Source organism: Streptomyces sp. DT2A-34 (assembly GCF_030499515.1).
In the GTDB taxonomy this organism is placed as follows: domain Bacteria; phylum Actinomycetota; class Actinomycetes; order Streptomycetales; family Streptomycetaceae; genus Streptomyces.
The window spans coordinates 4,807,296-4,828,790 of the sequence record NZ_JASTWJ010000001.1; the positions used below are offsets into that span (position 1 = coordinate 4,807,296).

General features: G+C 71.4%; 20 protein-coding genes. 13 read left to right on the forward strand and 7 right to left on the reverse strand.

The window, feature by feature from the left end; all coding sequences use genetic code 11:
- Positions 1-150: 150 nt before the first annotated feature.
- A complete protein-coding gene (locus QQM39_RS21210; protein ID WP_301998807.1) occupies positions 151-783 on the reverse strand; it encodes a hypothetical protein in 633 nt (210 codons plus the stop codon).
- Positions 784-1,003: 220 nt separating this feature from the next.
- On the opposite strand from QQM39_RS21210, the gene QQM39_RS21215 reads away from it, so the two are divergent.
- From QQM39_RS21215 to QQM39_RS21255, 9 genes are all read left to right on the forward strand, one after another.
- Positions 1,004-1,513 carry a DUF5994 family protein gene (locus tag QQM39_RS21215; protein WP_302003669.1) on the forward strand — a complete coding sequence of 170 codons (510 nt, stop codon included), beginning with the start codon at positions 1,004-1,006 and terminating at the stop codon, positions 1,511-1,513.
- Positions 1,510-1,866 carry a PRC-barrel domain-containing protein gene (locus tag QQM39_RS21220; RefSeq protein ID WP_301998809.1) on the forward strand — a complete coding sequence of 119 codons (357 nt, stop codon included), beginning with the start codon at positions 1,510-1,512 and terminating at the stop codon, positions 1,864-1,866. Before QQM39_RS21215 ends, QQM39_RS21220 begins: the two co-directional genes overlap by 4 nt.
- Positions 1,867-1,887: 21 nt before the next feature.
- Positions 1,888-2,058, forward strand: a complete 171-nt coding sequence (locus tag QQM39_RS21225) for a hypothetical protein (RefSeq protein WP_301998810.1) — start codon at positions 1,888-1,890, stop codon at positions 2,056-2,058.
- 107 nt (positions 2,059-2,165) lie between these two features.
- On the forward strand, positions 2,166-2,504 hold the full coding sequence (locus QQM39_RS21230) for a MerR family transcriptional regulator (protein ID WP_301998812.1): 339 nt from the start codon (positions 2,166-2,168) through the stop codon (positions 2,502-2,504).
- 232 nt (positions 2,505-2,736) lie between these two features.
- Entirely contained in the window at positions 2,737-2,940 is a 204-nt protein-coding gene (locus tag QQM39_RS21235) for a cold-shock protein (RefSeq protein ID WP_007383480.1), read from the forward strand.
- 245 nt (positions 2,941-3,185) lie between these two features.
- A complete protein-coding gene (locus QQM39_RS21240; RefSeq protein WP_301998814.1) occupies positions 3,186-4,745 on the forward strand; it encodes a DEAD/DEAH box helicase in 1,560 nt (519 codons plus the stop codon).
- Positions 4,746-4,897: 152 nt separating this feature from the next.
- Entirely contained in the window at positions 4,898-5,236 is a 339-nt protein-coding gene (locus tag QQM39_RS21245; RefSeq protein ID WP_302003670.1) for a CBS domain-containing protein, read from the forward strand.
- 57 nt (positions 5,237-5,293) lie between these two features.
- Positions 5,294-5,581 (forward strand): SCO5918 family protein, encoded by a 288-nt coding sequence (locus QQM39_RS21250; RefSeq protein ID WP_301998815.1) that lies wholly within the window; start codon positions 5,294-5,296, stop codon positions 5,579-5,581.
- A 54-nt stretch (positions 5,582-5,635) separates the two neighbouring features.
- The gene (locus QQM39_RS21255; protein WP_301998816.1) at positions 5,636-6,016 is read left to right on the forward strand and encodes a hypothetical protein; all 381 of its coding nucleotides are present in this window, start codon (positions 5,636-5,638) and stop codon (positions 6,014-6,016) included.
- A 64-nt stretch (positions 6,017-6,080) separates the two neighbouring features.
- On the opposite strand, the gene QQM39_RS21260 is transcribed toward QQM39_RS21255, so the two are convergent.
- Positions 6,081-8,204: a glycoside hydrolase gene (locus tag QQM39_RS21260; protein ID WP_301998818.1), complete on the reverse strand. Its 2,124-nt coding sequence runs from the start codon at positions 8,202-8,204 to the stop codon at positions 6,081-6,083.
- A 412-nt stretch (positions 8,205-8,616) separates the two neighbouring features.
- On the opposite strand from QQM39_RS21260, the gene QQM39_RS21265 reads away from it, so the two are divergent.
- The gene (locus QQM39_RS21265; RefSeq protein ID WP_367669699.1) at positions 8,617-9,615 is read left to right on the forward strand and encodes a LacI family DNA-binding transcriptional regulator; all 999 of its coding nucleotides are present in this window, start codon (positions 8,617-8,619) and stop codon (positions 9,613-9,615) included.
- Here QQM39_RS21265 and QQM39_RS21270 read toward each other — a convergent pair.
- Both QQM39_RS21270 and QQM39_RS21275 read right to left on the reverse strand, forming a co-directional pair.
- Positions 9,612-10,997: a deoxyribodipyrimidine photo-lyase gene (locus QQM39_RS21270; RefSeq protein ID WP_301998822.1), complete on the reverse strand. Its 1,386-nt coding sequence runs from the start codon at positions 10,995-10,997 to the stop codon at positions 9,612-9,614. The two genes, QQM39_RS21265 and QQM39_RS21270, sit on opposite strands and share 4 nt — an antisense overlap.
- A 16-nt stretch (positions 10,998-11,013) precedes the next feature.
- Positions 11,014-12,525: an SDR family oxidoreductase gene (locus QQM39_RS21275; protein WP_301998824.1), complete on the reverse strand. Its 1,512-nt coding sequence runs from the start codon at positions 12,523-12,525 to the stop codon at positions 11,014-11,016.
- A 280-nt stretch (positions 12,526-12,805) separates the two neighbouring features.
- On the opposite strand from QQM39_RS21275, the gene QQM39_RS21280 reads away from it, so the two are divergent.
- Together QQM39_RS21280 and QQM39_RS21285 are read left to right on the forward strand one after the other, a co-directional pair.
- Complete coding sequence (locus tag QQM39_RS21280; protein WP_301998826.1) at positions 12,806-13,360, forward strand: tellurite resistance TerB family protein; 555 nt, start codon at positions 12,806-12,808, stop codon at positions 13,358-13,360.
- A 273-nt stretch (positions 13,361-13,633) separates the two neighbouring features.
- Positions 13,634-15,658 carry a cell wall-binding repeat-containing protein gene (locus tag QQM39_RS21285; RefSeq protein WP_301998829.1) on the forward strand — a complete coding sequence of 675 codons (2,025 nt, stop codon included), beginning with the start codon at positions 13,634-13,636 and terminating at the stop codon, positions 15,656-15,658.
- Positions 15,659-15,761: 103 nt separating this feature from the next.
- Here the strand turns inward: QQM39_RS21285 and QQM39_RS21290 are convergent, their stop codons facing one another.
- The 3 genes from QQM39_RS21290 to QQM39_RS21300 form a co-directional block, all read right to left on the reverse strand.
- Positions 15,762-17,258, reverse strand: a complete 1,497-nt coding sequence (locus tag QQM39_RS21290; protein WP_301998831.1) for an FG-GAP repeat protein — start codon at positions 17,256-17,258, stop codon at positions 15,762-15,764.
- Positions 17,259-17,394: 136 nt separating this feature from the next.
- Positions 17,395-18,633, reverse strand: coding sequence for a sensor histidine kinase (locus QQM39_RS21295; protein WP_301998833.1), 1,239 nt, complete (start codon positions 18,631-18,633; stop codon positions 17,395-17,397).
- 604 nt (positions 18,634-19,237) lie between these two features.
- Positions 19,238-19,750 carry a signal peptide protein gene (locus QQM39_RS21300; RefSeq protein ID WP_301998834.1) on the reverse strand — a complete coding sequence of 171 codons (513 nt, stop codon included), beginning with the start codon at positions 19,748-19,750 and terminating at the stop codon, positions 19,238-19,240.
- A 286-nt stretch (positions 19,751-20,036) separates the two neighbouring features.
- Here QQM39_RS21300 and QQM39_RS21305 point away from each other — a divergent pair, with 286 nt between their 5' ends.
- Entirely contained in the window at positions 20,037-21,239 is a 1,203-nt protein-coding gene (locus QQM39_RS21305) for an IS110 family transposase (protein WP_302003442.1), read from the forward strand.
- Positions 21,240-21,495 lie beyond the last annotated feature (256 nt).

The window sequence follows — 21,495 nt, forward strand, 5'->3', positions numbered from 1 at the left end:
CTTTCCGGAACTGCTGAACGCGGTACGGGTCGCGGCCGCCGATGACGCGATGCCGGCACCCGCCATCACCGCCTGCTGATCGCCGAGTTCGCCCTGCGGCGCCCGAGGCCCTCCTCGGGCTGTCTGGTGACACCGACGCCGCGAACGCCGTCACGGACCGACGACCAGGGCCCGGCACGGCGCCGTCAGAGGCGCGTCCCGGGCATCGGCCCACACCGAGCGCCAGCCCCAGGACCGCAGGGCCCCGAGGGTCGCGGTATCGCCACGGTCGACCAGCGTGACGCCGAACACGGCGGGATGGCCGGCGAGACCGGCGGCGCGGTCGGTGAGCAACCGCCGCTGCAGGCGCCGGGCGAGGTTCCAGTCGCGGCCCGGGTTCTGGGTGCGCACCAGGGAGTCGACCAGGAGCCCGGAGACCGCGAAGAGCCGCCCCGAGGCGGCGATCCCGAGCAGATCCCGGGGGAGATACCCGTCCAGGCCTCGCCACCAGGGCCCGTGCGCGGTCACCGGAAAGCCGTAGGCGCACCCCGTCAGTACGACGCCTTCCCGCTCCGCCACCAGCAGGGCGAAACCCGGCCGCTGCACCTCGACGGTGAGCCGCCGCAGGAACAGCTCGCGCTCCAGGTTCCACGCCTGCGGATCGCCCCCGGAGGTCTGCGCGTACAGGTCGCCGAGTTCCTTGTGCCGGTCCTCGATCTGCCCTCGGGACAGCGGGCGGATTCGTTCCCCTTCCAGGGGCGACGGCGCTTGCCGGCCCCTGTGGTCGGGCGTGTTCACGGCCATGAGGCGGATCCTGCCCCGGGCCCGGACAGGGCCGGCCCGGCGTCGTGGCTCGCCGAGAACGGCACCGCGTGGCAGCGGGCGCGCGAAGAGCCCTCGGCACTTTCACCGTACTCCCGCCCAGGTCCGGCCAGGAGCGTCCGCGCAGGCGCATCCGCGAGCCGGGCCGGGGGCCGGGCGCAGGAGTAGCGTGGGACGGGAAGACCAGGACAAGGTGAGCACAGTGCCCGGTACCGATCCCCCACCCGCCACGGGACTGCTCGCGGACGGCGTCCACGAGTCCATACGTCCCGGGACGGCACTTCTCCGGTTGGAGACGACACGCGACCGCCAGGGCGTCCTCGACGGCGCGTGGTGGCCGCGCTCCCGTGACATCGCGGTCGAACTGCCCGGTCTGGTCGGCGCGCTGACCGAACACCTCGGGCCGATCGCCCGGATCGGCCTGGACTCCGCCGCCTGGGACGGACTGACGACGCGCCTGGTCGTCGACGGCCGGGTCGTGCACATCGACGCCTCGTCCGTGGGCGACGACACCGTCCTGGTCACCCGGGGCGACCAGGACCTCTTCTCCCTGCTCGTCGTACCGCCGGACAGCGCGCCCGACGCGGCGCGGGCGGCGATGGCCCAGGCGGTGCGCGCCGACAACCTCAAAGGGGCCCGGCAGATCCTCGTCGACACCGGTGCCGAGCGCTTCTCGGCCCCCTTCGGCAGCGCGGACACGGGGCAGCCATGATCCACGCGGCCGATGTCCGGGAGTGGCGCGAACAAGACGTGGTCGACCCCGAGGGGCACAAGATCGGCACACTCGAAGCCGTCTACGTCGACACGGCCACGGACGAACCGGCCATGGCCACCGTCCGTACGGGGCTGCCCACCCGTCAGCGTCTGGTCTTCGTCCCGCTCGACGAGGCGGTGCTGGGGCCCGGCTACGTCGAGGTGCCCCATGCCAAGGGGACGGTACGGAAGGCGCCTTCGATCGGGACGGACGACGTCCTGCCCGCCGAGCAGGAGGAGACGATCTTCCGCTACTACGACCTCGCCTACCGGCCGGGTGTCCATGGCGAACGTCAACTCGCGCGCCGCTGACCGCCAGGAGGTGATCGGTCGATGGTGACGTTTCTGCTGCTCCTGCTGGTGGCCGTGGCCCTGGGCATCATCGGTGCGGCGGCGGACGGGCTGGGCTATCTGCTGGCCATCGGGGTCGTGCTCTTCGTGGCCGATGTGGCGTTCTTCGCAGTGGTGGGATTCCGGCGCGCCCGCCGACGCCCCGTGCGCTGACCCGCGAGCGTTCCGACCCGCACGGCGGGAGAAAGTCTGTCGCGGCAGGACCACATTCTCCGCCTGCCGGAGATAGGGTTGTCCCGCGTCCGCGAAACGAAGGTGCCATGCCCGCTGAGACCGCCTCCGCCGCCGGAAACCTCGACGACGACGACTACCCCGCCTACACCATGGGACGAGCCGCCGACCTCCTCGGCGCCACCCCCGCCTTCCTCCGGGCCCTCGGGGAAGCCGAGCTGATCACCCCCCTGCGTTCGGAGGGCGGCCACCGCCGGTACTCCCGCCGCCAGTTGCGGATCGCCGCCCGCGCCCGGGAGCTCGTCGACCAGGGCACCCCCGTCGAGGCCGCCTGCCGCATCGTCTCGCTCGAGGACCAGCTCGACGACGCCCTCCGCCGCAACCGCGAGATGCGCCGGAAGCTGGACGAGCACGGCGCGAATACCTAGTCCCGCCGATACAGAATTAGGGGCCCCGGCCGGATGAGAATTCCCGAACGGGCCCGAAAACGTACGGGCGCCCGGCACCCGACCTGTGTTAGCGTGATAGCAGTTGCAGTTTTGGTTGCCAGAGACTTGTTTCTTTGCAGAGCTTTCCGGATCTTTCCGGAGGGGTGATCATCGCGGCGACTCGGATCCGTAAAGTGCGGAATCCGGCACTGCCCCCCAAGGGAGATTCAATATGGCATCTGGCACCGTGAAGTGGTTCAACGCGGAAAAGGGCTTCGGCTTCATCGAGCAGGACGGCGGCGGCGCTGACGTGTTCGCCCACTACTCGAACATCGCCACCTCCGGCTTCCGCGAGCTTCAGGAAGGCCAGAAGGTTACCTTCGACGTCACGCAGGGCCAGAAGGGCCCGCAGGCCGAGAACATCGTTCCCGCCTGACGCTGACGCGTTCCAATGTGGCTGGGGCCCGCGCTCTTGGGGTGCGGGTCCCAGCTCATTGCTATCCCCGCGTTCCCGGAGTACCCGTTGTTCCCGGAGTACCCGGAGTTCCCGGATTATTGACGCCCCGGCTTCAGCGCCGAGCGGCCTTTCGCATTCCCTCGGCTCATTCTTGTGAATCCGCGCGCGGCTCGTCATCGCTCGGTCGGACTTCCTCGATACGCCGTATCGAGGAAGGTTCCTCAATGAACCGCACCCGTAGTACCGGCAGCAGCTCAGGTCGCTTCCGTACCGGTAGAAACTCCACCCGCTCGGCAGGCAGCGCTCGCGGCAGCCGTTCGCGCGCGCAGGAGACCGGTCGGCAGAGCCCTCGCGCGCGCTCCGCCGCACGGCCGCAGGAGTTCACCCTGCCGGTCACCCTCACCGAGCCGCTCCCGGCGGTCGAGACGTTCGCCGAACTGGCGCTGCCCGACCGTCTGCTGGCCGCGCTCGGCGCCGAGGGCGTGACCGTGCCCTTCCCGATCCAGGCGGCCACGCTGCCGAACGCGCTCGCTGGGCGGGACGTGCTCGGCCGAGGGCGCACCGGTTCGGGCAAGACGCTCGCCTTCGGCCTGCCCGTGCTGGCCCGGCTCGAGGGACAGCGGGCCCAGCCCCGACAGCCGCTCGCCCTCGTCCTCGTACCCACCCGGGAACTGGCCCAGCAGGTCACCGACGCGCTCACCCCCTACGCCCGCGCCCTGCGCCTGCGCCTCGCCACCGTGGTGGGCGGCATGGCGATCGGCCGCCAGGCGAGTGCGCTGCGCGGCGGCGCCGAGGTCGTCGTGGCGACGCCCGGCCGCCTCAAGGACCTCATCGAACGGGGCGACTGCCGGCTGGACCAGGTTGTCGTCACCGTCCTGGACGAGGCCGACCAGATGGCCGACATGGGCTTCATGCCGCAGGTCACCGCGCTGCTCGACCAAGTCGGTCCCGACGGCCAGCGGTTGCTGTTCTCGGCCACCCTGGACCGCAACATCGACCTCCTGGTACGCCGCTACCTCCACGACCCCGTGGTCCACTCGGTCGACCCGTCCGCCGGCGCCGTCAGCACCATGGAGCACCATCTGCTGCACGTGCACGACGACGACAAGCACGCCACCGCGACCGAGATCGCCGCCCGTGACGGACGGGTGATCATGTTCCTGGACACCAAGCACGCGGCCGACCGGCTGGCCAAGCACCTGCTGTCCGTCGGCGTGCGCGCCTCGGCCCTGCACGGCGGCAAGTCCCAGCCGCAGCGCAACCGGACGCTCGCCCGGTTCAAGGACGGCCACGTCACGGTCCTGGTGGCCACCAACGTCGCCGCCCGCGGGATCCACGTCGACGACCTCGACCTCGTCGTGAACGTCGACCCTCCCGGCGACCACAAGGACTACCTGCACCGCGGCGGCCGTACCGCACGTGCCGGCGAGTCCGGCACCGTCGTCACCCTCGTCCTGCCGCACCAGCGGCGCGCGATGGACCGTCTGATGGCCGACGCCGGCATCACGCCGCGTTCCGCCCGGGTCCGCCCCGGCGAGGCCGAACTGCAGCGCATCACCGGCGCCCGTACCCCCTCCGGTGTGCCCGTCACCCTCCCCGCACCGGTCCCGGAGCAGAGCGAGCGCCCGAAGTCCGCCGGCCGCGGGCGCAGGGGACAGGCCGCCGGCCGCGGTGAAGGCGGGCGGGGCGCCGGCCGCGGTGAAGGCGGGCGGGGCGCCGGCCGTGGCGGTAGCGGGCGGGGCGCCGGCCGGCCCCGTCGCTCCGCGCCGAGGAACAACCCATAGCCAAGGCACCGGGACTCAACTCCCGGCGGTCGGGGCGAGCCCTCGCCCGTCCTGCCCGCCCCGACGAAGAGGAGAAGCCCTTGACGCCGACCGCTGCGCACACACGGCGGGCCCGCACCGCCGACGGCACCGGCCTGACCGCCAGTGACGCCATGCACGCGCCCGGACCCCACGTAGACGACCACATGACCGTCGACGTGGCCCTGTCCATGCTGATCAGCGCCCGCGTCCCGCACCTGCTCCTCCAGGACGAGGACGGGCGGTGCACGGGCCTGGTCACCCGGGCCCAGCTCGCCGCGCACCGCGGTGGTGGCTCGTGGTACAGCGACCGGACGCGGCTGCGGGACATCCCGCTCGACCGCGGACCGTTCACCTCGTCCGTGGCCGTACTCAGCGAGGCGGACGCCGCCATGCGGGTGCGGACCCTGGATGTGTCACCCGTGATCGACGAGCACGGCTACGCCCTGGGCGTCCTCGCTCGGATCTGCTGACCGCCTTCGCGCGGTCGACCCCTACGGCGTTTCTCGCCCAACTCTGTGGAGGCAACCATGCGTTGTGTCATCGCCCGTTTCCCCTTCGACCTGACCAAGAGCGAGGTCGAGCACTCGATGAGCGGCGTGACGCCCGAACCCGTCACCGGCGTGGCCGTGACCATCGAGCAGCGCGTCTACCCCGTGATGCAGGTCGGCGAAGTGATCACCAGGCAGAACCGCCGCGACTTCACCACGGGTGAGATGCGCCGCGCACTGACCCGCCTCGGCTTCACCTGCCACGACGCGGCTCCCGCCAGGCCGGCCCAGGCCGCGCAGGCTGACGAAGGTGCGCTCGGCTGGTGACGTCTGGGGTCCCGACCCGCCGCGGGACCCGTGGTCGGGCTAGGCTCCTGAGACATGACGCACCCTGACGACCTGCTCGTCTCGATCGCCGCGATGGTGGAGTCGCGGCACAGCAGCCAGATGTCCCTGACCGTGGTGATCCCGGGAGCCGTCATCACGGGACGGCTGGCCCCGGAAGCTCTGTGGAAGGAGCGGGTGGCCGAAGTCCTGCGGGACTCAGCGCACCTGGGGCAGTTCGCCGCCGCGTTCACCTCGCACCAGGCAGGCGGCGACCGCCCGCCGGAGCACGACAGCCGGCCCACCCACCTGCACTTCCACGTCGCCCGGATTCTCCAGGGCAGCTTCGGCATCCCCGACACGGGTGGCATGTACCGCGTCGCGCTGGAGGACGTGAGCGCCTGGACCATCGGGGACATCGGCTATTCGGACCAGTAAGAGCCTGTGAAGAAGCCCCCGGCCCCTCCCCGCTGTATGCGGGAAGGAGCCGGGGGCTGACGCGCTACTCGGTTCGCGTGGCGTCGTCACCCGTCACGTCGGTCACCGTCCAGCGCTGGTTGGCGCCTGAGTTCGCGAGCCATACGCCGACGGAGGCGCCGTCGCTCGTGGACTGGCCGGAGACGTCCGCGAGGCGGCCGGTGGCGGCGTTGACGAGGGTCCAGGTGCCGTCCCCGGTCGACGACATGATCCACTGGGCGGCGCTGTCGCGGGTGTCCTCGTCGGGCTCGGCCACCAGGGCGCCGTCGCGCACGGCCAGGCGCTTGCCCGCGGTCGCCTCGGTGAAGGCGTACCGCTTGCGGTTGTCGGTGCCGCTGATCTGCTCCAGCCGCCACTGCTGACCGCTGGGGTCGGCGGCGTCGGCGGTCTTGATGACCAGGCCGGTGCCGTTGTCGGCGATGGTGAGGTCCTTGCCGCTCTGGACGCCGGTCAGCCGGTAGGTGTGACCGGCGCGCAGCTCGGCCGCGTCCTTCGCGACGCCGGACACGCCCTTGACGAGGAACGACGTCACGGACTGGGCGGGCACGGTGAGCGTGGCCTGCTTGCCGGTGACCCGGACCGCCTGCTGCCGCTCCAGCTTGCCGTCGGCGCTGGTCACCACCGGGGTGACGGTGGCGCGGGAGGAGATACGGCCGAACTTCGACAGGTCGAGGGTGACCTCGCGCGCCTCGGTGGTGCTGTTGACGTGGACGACGGTCGCCGCGTCGCCCTTCTTGGCGATCGCCGCGGTGCTGGAGGTGTCGTTCGTCTTGATCAGCCGGTCGCCGGGCTTGATGTAGTGGGTGAAGTTACGGGCCGTGTCGAACTTGGTGTTGGTGTAGATCGGGCAGGACTCCAGGGTGTCCTTCGAGGTGCAGCTGAACGACAGCTGGATCTCGCCCCAGTTGCCGCCCTTCGCGGACTCGCCGCCCGGCTTCATGTTGTCGTAGTCCTCGACGGGCTGCCAGAACACCCAGGCGCGGGGCTCCAGTTCGCGCAGGTCGTCGACGATGCGCTGGGCGAGGCCGAGGCCGGGCCGCATGTCGGTGAAGCTCTGGCCGTCGCCCCAGTCGCCCTCGACCTCGCTCATCCACAGCGGCTTGTCGGCGGCCTTGGCCAGGTCGCGCACGGTGGTGCGCTGGCCGGTGCCGTAGGTGTGGACGTTCATCTGGCCGACGAGGTCGCGGACCTCCTGGGGGTAGGAGTTCCAGTTGGTGGCGAACGTACCGGGGTTGGTCTCGTCCATCGCGGAGATCTCCGCGCCGCTCTTGGACTGCTCCAGGGTCGGGGCCAGCGCGCGCAGTACCTTCTGCTGGAGTTCGGGGCCCATGTGGGCGCCCTCCTGACGGCCGCCGACGGGCTCGCCGTCCGCGCCGAGCTTGGTGCCCCAGTAGTTGGTGTTCGGCTCGTTGAACGGGTCCAGGGTGTCGACCTTGATGCCGTGCGCCTTCTCCAGGCGTTCGGTGGCACCCACCAGGTACTTGGCGAAGTCGTCGACGGACTCGGTCTTGAGCTGGTCCTTGCCCGCGTCGAAGTTGCCGGAGACGTAGCCGCTCTCGGTCATGAACCACGGCGGGGAGTTGCTGAAGGTCTCCCAGTGGGTGATGTCCTTCTTGATGCGGTCGACCCACCAGCGCTGCGTCTTGTCGGCCTTGTCGTTCCAGTCGGCGGGGTCGTCGGCGTCCCACCAGTCGACGTCCTCGCGGGTGGTGCCCGCCGGGGCCTTCCACCAGCCCTCGACCGCGCCGCCGGCGCGCAGGTAGTCCTTGACGTCCGGGGCGTTGCCGCCGCCGATGTTGTAGCGGGCGATGTTCAGCGCGAGCCCGTCGTCCCCGAAGAGGAGCTTCGCCAGCTTCTCGCGTACCGCGGGCGGGTAGTCGCCGGTGGCGTTGGCGAACCAGACCAGGCTGGTGCCCCAGCCCTCGAACTTCTCGTGCTTGTAGGAGGGGTCGGGCTGGACGGTGACCGCAGCGGTCGCGGTCGTGTCCGCGTGCGCGGCGGGCAGTGCGGTGGCGGCCAGAACGGTCCCGGTCGCGAGGGCCGTGACGCCGATCCCCAGGAGGCTTCTCTTAGGGCCCTTCTGATGGATCTCCGCGGAGGAAGGAGCGGCGTCCGGTGCGTGCTCTCGGCGTGCGGTGTGAAGGGTCATGTGGCGGAGCCACCTGTCCCTTCGCGCCGTGCGGCGAGAGTGCGTGCCGGACGCCGCGACGCCGCGGAGATCCATCAGAAGGGCCCTAAGGGTGCGGTGTGCCATCTCGAGTACTCCAGCTCTTCTGTGCGCCGCGCGTCCCGGCGGGGCACAGAGATCGGGACCGCAGGGTGCGGTTCGGTGCGGTTCGGTGCGTTCTCGTATGGTTTTGGCTCGTAATGTTTACGTAAACATCCGCTGGCGGGATGTCTACACTGTGCGAATCTCAGCGGTCAAGGAGTCGTCCGGGCCGAAAGTTGCGCAGCCAGGGGGCGGAGTGGACACGACCGACAAAAGCGGCGCACGGATGGACACGCCAACCGCGGGAGGACGTACGCGCAAGCGCGCCGCCCGCCCCCGCCAGGGCGCCTCCATGGCCGACGTCGCCCGCCTCGCCGGCGTCTCCTCCCAGACCGTCTCCCGTGTCTCCAACGGCTTCCCGGGCGTGACCGAGGAGACCCGGCAGCAGGTCATGGCCGCGATGCGGGAGCTGGGCTACCGGCCCAACAGCGCCGCGCGGGCGCTCAAGCGCGGCGAGTTCCGCACCCTCGGCGTGATCACCTTCTCCCTGTCCACCATGGGCAACATCCGCACGCTGGAGGCGATCGCGACCGCCGCCGCCCAGCACGGTTACGCCGTCACGCTGCTGCCCGTGGCCGTCCCCACCCAGGACGAGGTGAACGGCGCCTTCTCCCGGCTCGGGGAACTCGCCGTGGACGCGGTCATCGTCATCATGGAGATCCATCTGCTCGACGCGGCGACGGTCTCCCTGCCGCCCGGCGTGCAGGTCGTGGTGGCCGACTCGGACGCCGGCGACCGCTACACCGTCGTCGACACCGACCAGGCGGGCGGCGCCCGCGACGCCGTACGGCATCTGCTGGACCTCGGCCACGACACGGTGTGGCACCTGGCCGGGCCGGAGGACTCCTTCGCCGCCCAGCGCCGTGCCAACGCCTGGCGCGCCACCCTCACGGAGGCGGGCGCGGTCCCGCCGCCCCTGGTGCGCGGCGACTGGTCGGCCGAATCCGGTTACCGGGCCGGTCTGCGACTCGCCGAACAGCAGGACTGCACGGCCGTGTTCGCCGCCAACGACCAGATGGCGCTGGGCCTGCTGCGTGCCCTGCACGAAAGCGGCCTGAGGGTCCCCGACGACGTCAGCGTCATCGGCTTCGACGACATCCCCGAGTCCGCGTCCTTCCTGCCCCCGCTCACCACCATCCACCAGGACTTCGCGGAAGTGGGCCGCCTCTGCGTCGAGGGCGTCATCGGCAAGATGCGGCACGCCGGCACCGCGCACGGCACCACCCTCGTCCCGACCCGCCTCGTGCCACGCCGGAGCACGGCACCGCGGCCTGAGCGCCGGGGCGGCTAGGACGTCTCCCGCCCAATCCCCCGCCCCTCCCTGAACCGGGCGGCGCCCTCCGCGAGATCCACGATCCGGGCGGGGTAGTCCAGGTCCGCGCGGGTGGCGTCGTCGAGGTCCGGGAGGCGGTGGATCGTCGCGGCGTCGAGGCCGCGGAGTTCGGGGAGCCAGCGGCGTACGTACTCCCCGTGCGGGTCGAAGCGGCGGGCCTGGACGAGTGGGTTGAGGACCCGGTTCGGGCGGGTGTCCGTGCCGGTACCGGCCACCCACTGCCAGTTGAGCTGGTTGTCGGCGATGTCGCCGTCGACGAGGAGGTCCAGGAAGTGGCGGGCCCCCACCCGCCAGTCCACGTACAGCGTCTTGGTGAGGAAGCTCGCCGCGAGCATGCGGGCGCGGCCCGGCATCCAGCCCTCGTGGCCCAGCTGCCGCAGGGCCGCGTCGACGACGGGGTAGCCCGTGCGGCCCTCCTTCCAGGCCTCGGTCTCCAACGCGCCGCGGCGCCAGCGGTCGTGCCGGGGACGGTAGTCGTGGTCGGCGGCGTCGGGGCGGGCCGCCAGGACCTGGTGGTGGAAGTCCCGCCAGGCCAGTTGGCGGACGAACGCATACGCACCGGGGTTGTGCTGTTCGCGCGCCCGGTGCAGCAGTTCGGTCGGTGACAGACAGCCGAAGTGCAGGTAGGGGGAGAGCCTGGAGGTCGCGTCGGCGGCGAGGTCGTCGTGCTGGTCGTCGTATGCGCAGAGGGGGCCCGCCAGCCAGGAGCGCAGCCTGCGGCGGGCCTCGGACTCACCGCCGGTGGGCAGGCCCGGCGAGGTGGGGCCCGACGCCAGGGACTGCGGGCCGGGCAGGCCGGCCGTGCGTACGTCCGGCAGCCGTACGGTGTCCGGGGCCGGGAGGACACCGCGTACGGAGAAGCCCTCCCAGCGGCGGAAGTACGGGGTGAAGACCGCGAAGTGGTCCTTGTCCTTGCCCGCGGGCGTCAGCGCCCCGGGCGGTACGACCGTCAACGACGCTTCGTGGACGTGCAGTTCACGTCGGTCACCGGCCAGCTCCGCGCGCAGCCGCTCCTCACGCCGCATCGCGTAGCGACTCACCCCGCCCGCGAGGTGCACCACCGCCGCCCCGGTCTCCGTCGCCACCCGGCAGGTCTCCTCGACCACGTCGCCGACGCGCACCACCAGCCGGCCGCCCCGGGCGCGCAGGGCCGCGTCGAGGTCGGCCAGGCTGTCGGCGAGGAACGCCGCCCGGTTGGGGACGGCGAAGCCGGTGCGGCGGATGCCGGTGTCGACGACGAAGAGCGGGACCACGCGCTCGGCGTCCTTCAGGGCGGCCACCAGGACCGGGTTGTCGTGCACCCGCAGGTCGGCGGTGAACAGGGCGACCGAGACGCGCACGGTTCCTCGACCTCCCTCAGTGGGTACGGGCGGGTTCCTGGGCGGCCGACTCGGCCGCGGCGGCGATGTTGCGGGTCATGCCGCCGAAGACCGCGGCGTGGAAGGGGGCCACGCCCCACCAGTAGGCGTGCCCGGCCAGTCCGTGCGGGTGGAACAGTGCCCGCTGCCGGTACACCGTGTGTCCCCGCTGATCCCGGTCCACGGTCATCTCCAGCCAGGCCAGGCCCGGCAGCCGCATCTCCGCGCGCAGCCGGAGCAGCCGGCCCGGCTCGATCTCCTCCACCCGCCAGAAGTCCAGGCTGTCGCCGGCCCTGAGCCGGGTCGCGTCCCGGCGGCCCCTGCGCAGACCGACCCCGCCCACCAGCGTGTCCAGCCAGCCGCGCAGGGACCAGGCCAGCGGCGAGGAGTACCAGCCGTTCTCGCCGCCGATCGCCTCGACCACCCGCCACAGTTCCTGCGGCGACGCGGCGACCGTGCGCTCACGGTGATCGGTGTAGAGGCTTCCGCCGGCCCAGTCGGGGTCGGTCGGCAGTGGATCGCTGGGGGCGCGGGGTGTCGAGGCCGAGGACCACCTGGTGGCGACGTCCGCGTCCCGCACACGCCGCAGGGCCAGCCGGATCGCCCGGTCGAGGCCGACCGGTCCCTCCGGCGGGTCCGGCAGGTAGTGGACGATGTCCCGCTCGGCGCAGACCACCTCGTGCTTCAACGACTCGACCAGCGGGCGGGCGAGGGCGCCCGGCACCGGCGTGATCAGGCCGACCCAGAGGCTGGACAGCCGGGGGGTGAGCAGCGGCACGGGGAGGATGACCCGCCTGGGCAGCCCGGCTACGGCGGCGTACCGCCGCATCATGTCCTCGTACGTGAGGATGTCCGGCCCGCCGATGTCGAAGGCACGGTTCACGTCGTACGGCAGCCGCGCGCACCCCACGAGCAGGCGGAGCACGTCGCGGACGGCGATCGGCTGGATGCGGGTGCGCACCCAGCTGGGGGTCACCATCACGGGGAGCCGCTCGGTCAGGTACCGCAGCATCTCGAAGGAGGCCGAGCCCGAACCGATGATCACCGCTGCCCGCAGTACGGCGGTCGGCACGCCCGAGGCCAGCAGGATGCGGCCCACTTCGGCGCGGGAGCGCAGGTGGGGTGAGAGCGCGTGCTCGGGTACGCCGGACGGGGTCAGCCCGCCGAGGTAGACGATCCGGCGGACCCCGGCGGCGCGCGCCTGTTCGCCGAAGATCCTGGCCGCGTGCCGGTCGGTCTCCTCGAAACCCCGCCCTGTGCCCAGCGCGTGCACCAGGTAGTACGCGACGTCCATGCCCTCCATCGCCGCGCGCACGGACCCCTCGTCCGTGACGTCCCCACGCATGGCCTGAACCTGCCCGGCCCACGGATGGTCGCGCAGCCTGCCGGGCGAGCGGGCCAGACAGCGCACGCCATGCCCGGCGGCCAGCAACTCCGGCACCAGTCTGCCGCCCAGGTAACCGGTGGCGCCGGTGACCAGACAACGCAGCGGCCGGTCGTCGTCGATCATGCGTCGCTTCTCCCCGGGACGTGCCGCGCCCGAAGGCTCTGTCGCGTTCACCTGCCCTGCCCCCATGCTTGGCGCCGGGGACGATCACCGCAACCGCAACCGCAACCCGGCCGGTCGTCGATCGGATCGGTGATCGGTGACCGGATCGGTGATCGGTGGCTGGATCGGTGAACGGTGATCGGTGGCTGGAACTTCGGCGGGCTCGCAGGAGTTGGCAGGAGGACGCGTGGAACTCACGCGGACGACCGGAACGACACGGGCTGAAGCCGAGGTGGCACGGATGGCGATGTGGGATCGGATCAAGGACCAGGCGAAGGGTCTGCAGCAGGCGCAGGGGGCGCGGGGCGCGTCCGCCGGTGGGCACGGGCGGCCGGGTTCGGGGTCCTCCGGGGGATCGAAGGCTCAGCTGGTGAGCGCGCTCAAGTCCCAGCTCACCTCGCTGAAGACGGAGCTGAAGAGCGGTGCCTACCGGGACGCCAGCATGGCCATGTGCGCCCTGGTCGCCGCGGCCGACGGGCAGGTCGACCCGGCCGAGCGGCAGCATGTGGAGTCGCTGATCCTGAACAACGACGTCCTGCAGAACTTCCCGTCCGAACAGCTGCGGCAGCGCTTCAACAAGCATGTCGACCAGATGGGGTTCAACTTCCAGCAGGGCAAGGCCGAGGCCCTGCAGGAGATCGCCAAGGCCGCGAAGAAGCCGACCGAGGCCAGGGCGGTCGTACAGACCGGGTTCGTCGTCGCGGGTGCGGACGGGTACATCGCGCCGGCGGAGGAGCAGGTCCTGCGTGAGGCGTGCTCGGTGCTCAACCTGTCTCCCCAGGAGTTCGGCCTCTGACCGTCACTCACACAGCGTTGACCAGGGTGGCGATCGATATCGAGACGGGAGAGAACGCGCTGAGATCTCCGGTCGACCGTCTTTGATCTGTTCACCCCGAATCGGGGCGGCGACCCGGGTGACAGCAGTCCCCGATCGGAGTGCCCGCCCTGATCTTCACAGCCGACCGGCCGCCCATTAATGTGTCGCCGCTGCCGTGTGGATGAGTGATGACGCCGTCCCTTCACCTCGGGGGAGAGGTCCGGCGGCCATCCATTCACTTGTGGGGGCACATTGAACACGCGTACGCGCCGCACACTCGCGGCGCTCACCGGCGTCGCCGCGCTCGCGGCGGGCCTCGTCACGACGGTTCCGGGGTCGGCGGTGGCCGCCTCCGGCAGCTGGCCGGCCAGCGACGGGAAGCTGCTGTACACCGAGTTCCGCGGGGAGATGGCGTTCGTCAACCCCGACGGCACCGCATGGCGCTCGTTCAGCCCGACCGGCGACCAGGGCACCTGGTCCGCGGACGGCAGCCAGGTCGCGTTCGTGAACCCGTACGACGACCACATCCGCACGGCGTGGGCCGACTCGGAGGGCACCGGCGTCGACATCGCCATGCCGACGGGCAGCGGATGGCATCCGACCGACCCGACCTTCCGGTACGGCGGCGGCGAGATCGTCTTCGCGGCGGGCGGCCGACTGCGGCTGACCGCGGCCGACGGAACCCGCGCGCCCAAGGCGCTGTTCGGTACCGACGTCGACGGCTGCGACTCCAAGCCCAGCGGCGCCGTCAACGGCATGCTGGCCTTCGTACGCACCGGCACGGACTGCGGCACCGCCGGCACTCCCGCCGTGTGGGTCCACAACGGCCGTACCGGCGCGTTCACCAAGCTGGCCGACGACGCGAGCGAGCCGAGCATCTCCCCGGACGGCCAGTCGGTGGCCTTCACACGGTCCGTCGACGGACACAGGCAGCTCTTCACGGTCAGGACGGACGGCACCGGGCTGACCCAGCTCACCACGGACGCCGTCGACCACAACCGGCCCGCCTGGTCGCCGCGGGGCGACCGGATCGCGTACGACATCCACTTCACCGGCGGCCCGGACACCGGCCCGAGCGGCCCGCAGGTGTGGATCCACGACCTCGGCACGGGCACGCGGACGCAGGTTCCCCAGGCCAACGGCACCGACGTGGCCTGGCAGCCGCTCCGTGACAACGCGATCTCCCGCGTCTGGGGCGCCGATACCTACGACACCAACATCGCCGCGTCCAAGTGGACCTGGAACACGGTCGGCACCACCAAGCCCGGCCTGAGCAACGCGGGCGCGGCCGTGCTCATCAGCAAGTCCGACGCGGCGTACGCCACCACGGCGACGTCACTGGCCGGCAAGAAGCGGGGGCCGGTGCTGATGACCTCCGGCACGGCGGTGGACTCCTCGGTGCAGACGGAGCTCAAGCGCATGCTGCCGAAGGGGAAGACCGTCTATCTGATCGGCGGCACCAAGATCCTCAGCAGCGCGGTGGCGTCCAAGGTGACCGCGCTCGGGTACGTGGCCAAGCGGCTGTCCGACGTCTCGCGCTACTCCACCTCGGTGGCCGTGGCCAAGGCCGTCACCGGCACGCCGAAGTACGTCTTCCTGGCGACGGGCACCACCTACCACAACGCCCTCGCGGCGAGCTCCGCCGCCGGTTCCATGGGCGGTTCGGGGACCGCCGTCGTCCTGCTGACCGAGGGGTCGACCATGACCGCGTCGGTCTACGGCTACCTCAACAAGTACAGCCCGAGCACGACGAAGATCATCACGGTGGGGACCGACGCGGAGTCGGCGCTGACCAAGGCGTACAACGCCGGCAAGATGCCGAACTGGCCCAGGACCTACACCTATTACCGGGTGGCCGGCGGCACACCGCAGTCGAACGCCGCACGCCTCGCCCGGTTCTGGTGGTCGCTGCCGTCCGACGCCGCGGTCGCCTCCGTGGGCAGCTGGCGCGGCGGCGTCTCCGCGGCGTCGGCGATGACCACCTACGGTCCACTGCTGTGGACGGACGTGACTTCACTGCCGTACGACACCAAGCGGTACCTGATGGGGATGTCGTCGAGCCTGCACCACGTGGCCGTCTTCGGCGGCAGCGGATCGGTCGACGCGTCCGTCCTTCCCCAGATCGGTGCGGCCATCGGCGTGGGTACCCACTACGTCTACACGCCGTACTACAAGGGCGTGGCGCCGCAGACCACGGCTGCTCAGCCGCAGTCCGCCGGGGCCGGGTCGGCTCCGAGCCCGGACCTCGACTCCCTGCGGGTGACGGCCACGAAGTAGCCCGTACGGCCCGAAGGGGCCACACGGCATCGTGGGGGCGTCCGGCACATTGCCGGACGCCCCCACGCGCTTTTCACCACCGGCCTGGTTGGTGAGCCGGGACTCAGCTGCCCAGGACCGAGCCGAACTCGGCGTTCGGGTAGGTGAAGCCGAAAGCCCGCTCGCTGAAGGAGAGCGCGCCGGTTGTCGTCAGTCCGGTGGCCGAGCCGCGCAGCACCCAGTCACCGCCGTCCCGCGTCGACCCGGCGAAGACGTCCTCGCCCTTCGCGGCGATCGCCACGTCGGCCGCTCCGTTGCCGTCGACGTCGGCGATCCGCACGGCGGAACCGAACCAGTCGTCCGCCTCGGCGGCACCGGGCACACCGCTGGTGGTCTGGTAGAACGCCTGCGCTCCGGTGCCGGTCAGGCCGGTCGCCGTGCCCTTGAGCAGGGCCGCCCCGCCGGTCTGCGCCACGTCGCCGACCGCCTCGCCCGGCACGCCGACCGCCACATCCGCGTAGCCGTCGCCCGTGACGTCGCCGACCGCGAGGGACGCGCCGAAGTTGTCGCCGGGCTCGTTCGAGCCGGGGACGCCGGCGGTGTTCTGGTCGAGGGTGGCGGTGCGGTGGGCGCCGAGGCCCTCCGGGCTGCCGTAGCGGACGTGGACGAAGCCCACGGCGTCCGAGTACTCGCCCGTGCCGGTCGCCGACGCGGGGATGTGGCCGGTGACGAGGTCGGCGTAGCCGTCGCGGTCGATGTCGCCGGCGGCGGCCGCGACGGTGGGGGCCTCGGTCGCGTCGGCGGTGCCGGAGGCCGGGTCGGTCACCCAGACCTCGTCGAGGCTCTCGGCGCCCCAGGTGTAGACGCCGGTGTGCTGGCAGCCGCCCGTGGTGCCGTCGCAGTTCTCGGGACCGGTGACGACGAGCTGGGCGCGCCCGGCACCCGTGAAGTCTCCGGCGGTGAGGGTGCGGGGCTCGATGTAGGCGTTGAAGTTCTCGGAGTACCGGGCGCCGGTCGGCGCCGTACGGCCTGCCAGGTCGTCGTACACCCACAGCTTGTTGCGGCTGAGCGCGGCGAGCTGCGGGGTGCCGTCGCCGTCGAGGTCGGCGACGACGACCTTCTTGCCGTAGTCCTTCTCGGCGTCCCACTGGCTGGTGGCGAGCGGGCTGGCGAGCGTGATGCCGTCGCCGCTCAGGCCGTTCGCGCCGCCCCACAGGACGGTGAGGGTGCCGTAGGAACTGCTGTTGGGCGCCCGCTCGCCGGGCGCGCCGACGACGAGGTCGGTGTAGCCGTCGCCGTCGAGGTCACCGGTGGCGTAGGTGCTGCCGAAGAGCTCGTTGGACCAGGCGTCACCCGGGACGCCGGGGGAGTTCTGGGTGAGGGTCGCCGAACGGGCGGGGGACACGCCGTTGGCGGAGCCGTAGAGGACGGTGACCGAACCGGCGGCCGGGTAGCTGCCGACGGGGGCGCCGGGCGTGGCCACGACGAGGTCGGCGACACCGTCGCCGTTGAAGTCGTCGGCCTTGGGGGTGACCGCGCTCGCCGTGGGGACGAGGGTGAGGGACAGGCCCGCGGCCGCCGCGGCGACGGCCACGGCGACGGACATGGTGCGTAGGCGCAAGACTGCTCCAGTTTCGGAGGGCAGAGGTAGGCGTGGGGGGCCGTGTACATGACGCACGAGGGGAGCCAAGGGTTGTACACGGACGGACACGCGTTCGGGCAGACCGCCCCGACCGCCCGCTCACAGCCCCTCCGGGTCAAGGGGTTCCCTCGCCTTCGGCGGCGTGCGGGTGGAGGGGCAGTGCCGTGGAGACTTCGAAGCCGCCTTCGGGGCGGTGACCGGCGCAGAGTTCGCCGCCGACGGAGCGGGCGCGTTCGCGCATACCCATGACGCCGAAGCCCCGGTTCTGCGCGGCCTCGGAGTACGCGGGGGCCGCGGGGCCGTCGTTGCTGACCGTGATCATCAGGCGGGAGCCGGAGTACTCGAACCGTACGTGCGCGGCTTCCGCGGCGGCGTGCTTGGTGACGTTGGTGAGCGCCTCCTGCACGATCCGGAACGCGGTCAGGTCGACGCCCGGTGACAGGGACTGCGGCTCCCCTTCGGTGGTGACCGTGACCGTGAGTCCGGCGGACCGGCACGCCGAGACCAGTTCGGGCAGGCGGGCGAGGCCCGGCGACGGCTCCAGCGGGGCGGAGGCCGGGTCGTCGTTCTGCCGCAGCAGCCCCAGCGTGGCCTTCAGCTCGCGCAGCGCCGAGGAGGTGGTGCCGGTCAGATCGGTGAGGATCTTCTTGGTCTGCGGCGGGTTGTCGAGGGCGAGGTGCGCGGCCGTACCGACCTGGGCGTTGGCCAGGGCCAAGTGGTGGGCGACGACGTCGTGCAGCTCACGCGCGATACGCATGCGCTCCTCGGTGACGCGCAGGCGGGCCTCCTCCTCCCGGGTGCGCTCGGCGTGCTCGGCGCGGGCCTGCACGGCCTGGAGGTAGGCGCGCCGCAGCCGCGTCATGCTGCCGGCGGCGAGGGGCAGCAGCAGCCAGAAGAACGGGCCGATCGTCCTGAGCAGCAGCGACACATGGTCCATGGAGTCGGAGATCGCCGCCGCGATGGTCACCGCCACCATGGTGGCGATGCCGTAGGCGCGGGTGGTAGCGCGGTCGGTGAGGGTGGCCAGCCAGTACAGCGCCGCCATGACGGGTGCCAGCAGCAGGGGGGTGAGCAGGTATCCCAGCCCGATCACGGCCGTGGTGCAGGCCGCGTTCACGACGACGGCGGCGCGCGGGTGCGTGCGGTACCTCAGCAGGGCGAGGCAGGCCACGCCGAGGAGGACGGAGGCCGTCCTGTCCTGGTCCGGCGGGTCGGCACCGGGCAGGGTGAGCATGCTGCCGAGGGTGGCGCAGCCCATCAGCGCCATGACCAGTGCCAGGTCGACGACGAAGGGGTGACGGCCCGCGAACTCGTCGAGGCGGTCCGCGTAACGCCGCTCCGGGCTGGTGCTCATCCGGCTCTCCGGCTCTCCGGTCGGTGGGCTGGGTCCATGGTGGGCGTCTCCGGGAACGAACGGCCGACGGGACCGCCCGTGTCCTTCGTCACGGGCGGTCCCTGCGGGGGTGGGGCGACCGGATCAGGTGCGCGCCGGTTCCAGGTCGGCGGGTACGGAATCCGGGGTCTCGGGCCGTCGGCTCAGCGCCTCGCCCTCCACATCCACCCGGGGCAGGATCCGGTCCAGCCCTGCCCGGCATGGAGAACTCCTCGTCGGAGGCTCCCGGCGCCCTCACGGCACCCAGGCCGACGGCGGCCAGAACGGCCGCCCAGACCAGGGCGACGTACCAGCGCCGCCGGAAGGCCAGACGGCCCACTCGATAAAGGAAAGTAGCCACGGCAGGGGGTCTCCGCATCTGGGACTCGAACGTCTGCCCAGACTGTTCGGAGCGGGGGTGCCCTGTCGTCGTGCGGCTGCCGACAATCCCGGCTACTGAGAACGCAGTACGGGCCGGGGTGCAGGTCCACCGCGGGGATGGCATCCGCCCGTGACATCGCCGGCCCCGAGGCGAGGGCCTCGGGGCCGGCGATGTCACGACGTGGTGCAGGTGATGGCTGAGGGGTCAGGCGTAGAGCGCCACCCGCGGATGCACCGTGCCCTCGGCCTCCGGGTCGAGGACGGTGATCCGGTAGACCTCGGTGAGGGTGCCCCCCGCGTGCAGCGTGCGCTGGGCGGTGGTGAGGTCGGTGAACAGGGTGCCGGTCTGGGTGCCGAGGGTCACGGGCTCCCAGCAGCCGGTGGCGGTGCGCCGCTCGACCCGGATGTCCGACGGGTCCAGGAAGGGCCCGGCGTCCGGGGACTCCACCAGGAGCTGCGGGGCGACCGTGCGGTCCGCCGACGATGCGTTGCGGTAGGTGACCGTGACCTCGTGACCGTCGTCGTCGGCGACGAGGGTGCTCGTGGGCAGGTCCACGAACTCGGTCGGTATGGCGGGCGTCTGGCTGGTCAGGGCCGTGGACGTCGCCGTGGTGGTCTGGGACGTGGCTGCTGCGGCTGGTCCTGCCGTGGCGAGGCCGGCGAGCGCCACCATGAGGGCCAGGGCGGCGACGCTGGGGCGGATTTTCTTCAATGACACGTTCGCTGATCCTTCGGATTCGCTCGGTGACTCGGGTGACTGGTGTCCCCCCCATTACCTTTTTGGTAGCCCCGCAATGGGGCGCCCGGCCTTCGGAGTTGGCATGACTTTCTCCCCCTGTCGATCGCATGTCTTGGGGGGTGGTGTCACCGGCTCCGGAGGCATCGACAGACCGCTGATTAGGGGCATGACCACCGGCTTCTTCGCAGGTCGGGAGGCTCTTCGTAATGTGGATGTGGCGATCGGTGCCGTGGGACGGCCGGGCGAGGACGACCGAAGGACGCACGTGATCGACGTCAGTGACATCGGCGCTTTCCTCGGCCTGGACGTCGGCAAGGGCGAACACCACGCCACCGCCGTCACCCCGGCCGGGAAGAAGGCCTTCGACAAGCGGCTGCCCAACAGCGAGCCGAAGCTCCGCGAAGTGTTCGGCAAACTGCAGGCCAAGCACGGGACCGTGCTCGTGGTGGTCGACCAGCCGGCCTCGATCGGGGCTCTGCCGCTGGCGGTGGCCCGGGACATGGGCTGCCCGGTCGCCTATCTGCCCGGCCTGACGATGCGGCGGATCGCCGACCTCTATCCCGGCGAGGCCAAGACAGATGCCCGCGACGCGTTCGTCATCGCAGACGCGGCCCGCGTCATGCCTCACACGCTCCGCTCGGTCGACCTCCAGGACGAGACCATCGCCGAGCTGGAGATGATCGTCGGCTTCGACGACGACCTGGCCGGCGAAGCAACCCGCATCAGCAACCGCCTGCGGGGCCTGCTCACCCAGATCCACCCGTCGCTGGAACGGATCCTGGGCCCACGCGTCCAACACCCGGCCGTGCTCAAGCTCCTCGACCAGTTCGGCTCCCCGGCCCAGATCCGCAAAGCCGGACGCCGACGGCTCATTGCGTTGATACGCCCGAAGGCACCGCGGATGGCCGAGCGGCTCGTCGAGGACATCTTCACCGCACTGGACGAACAGACCGTCGTCGTCCCGGGCACCGACGCGGCCGCTCTGATCGTCCCCAGCCTCGCCAACTCGCTCCGAGCGGTGCTTGACCAGCGGAAACTCTTGGCCACCCGGATCGAGGAACTGCTGGAGAACCACCCTCTTTCCAAGGTCCTGACGTCCATGCCGGGGATCGGCGTCAGGACCGGAGCCCGCATCCTCATCGACGTCGGCGACGGCCGTTCGTTCCCGACCGCCGCCCACCTCGCCGCCTACGCCGGCCTCGCCCCCACAACCCGCAGTTCTGGCTCCTCGATCCGCGGCGAACAACCATCCCGCCGCGGAAACAAGCAGCTCAAACGGGCCTTCTTCCTGTCCGCGTTCGCGGCTCTGGCCGACCCGGCCTCCCGGACCTACTACGACAAGAAGATCAGCCAGGGAAAACACCACACCCAAGCCCTCCTCTGCCTCGCGAGACGACGAGCCGACGTGCTCTTCGCGATGCTCCGCGACGGCACCTTCTACGACCCCCAACCCGCCCCATCAGCTTGACGAAACCCATAGGGGCACCCCCCCCCGGTCCATGGCCAACAGCCAGGGACATCAGGAAGATTACGCGGAGCACTGTAGATGGCACCGGGTGCCCTGTGGATGGGCCGAACGGCCGAGGGCGGTGGCCCGGATCCCGGCCGGTTCCGGCCGAACGGCCGAGGCGGGCAACGCGGTTGCCGGTCGCGGCCGGCGAGGCCCGACGGGCTCACGTCGCTCGAAATGGTCCGGGCCGTGGCCGGCCTGGTCGTACAAGACG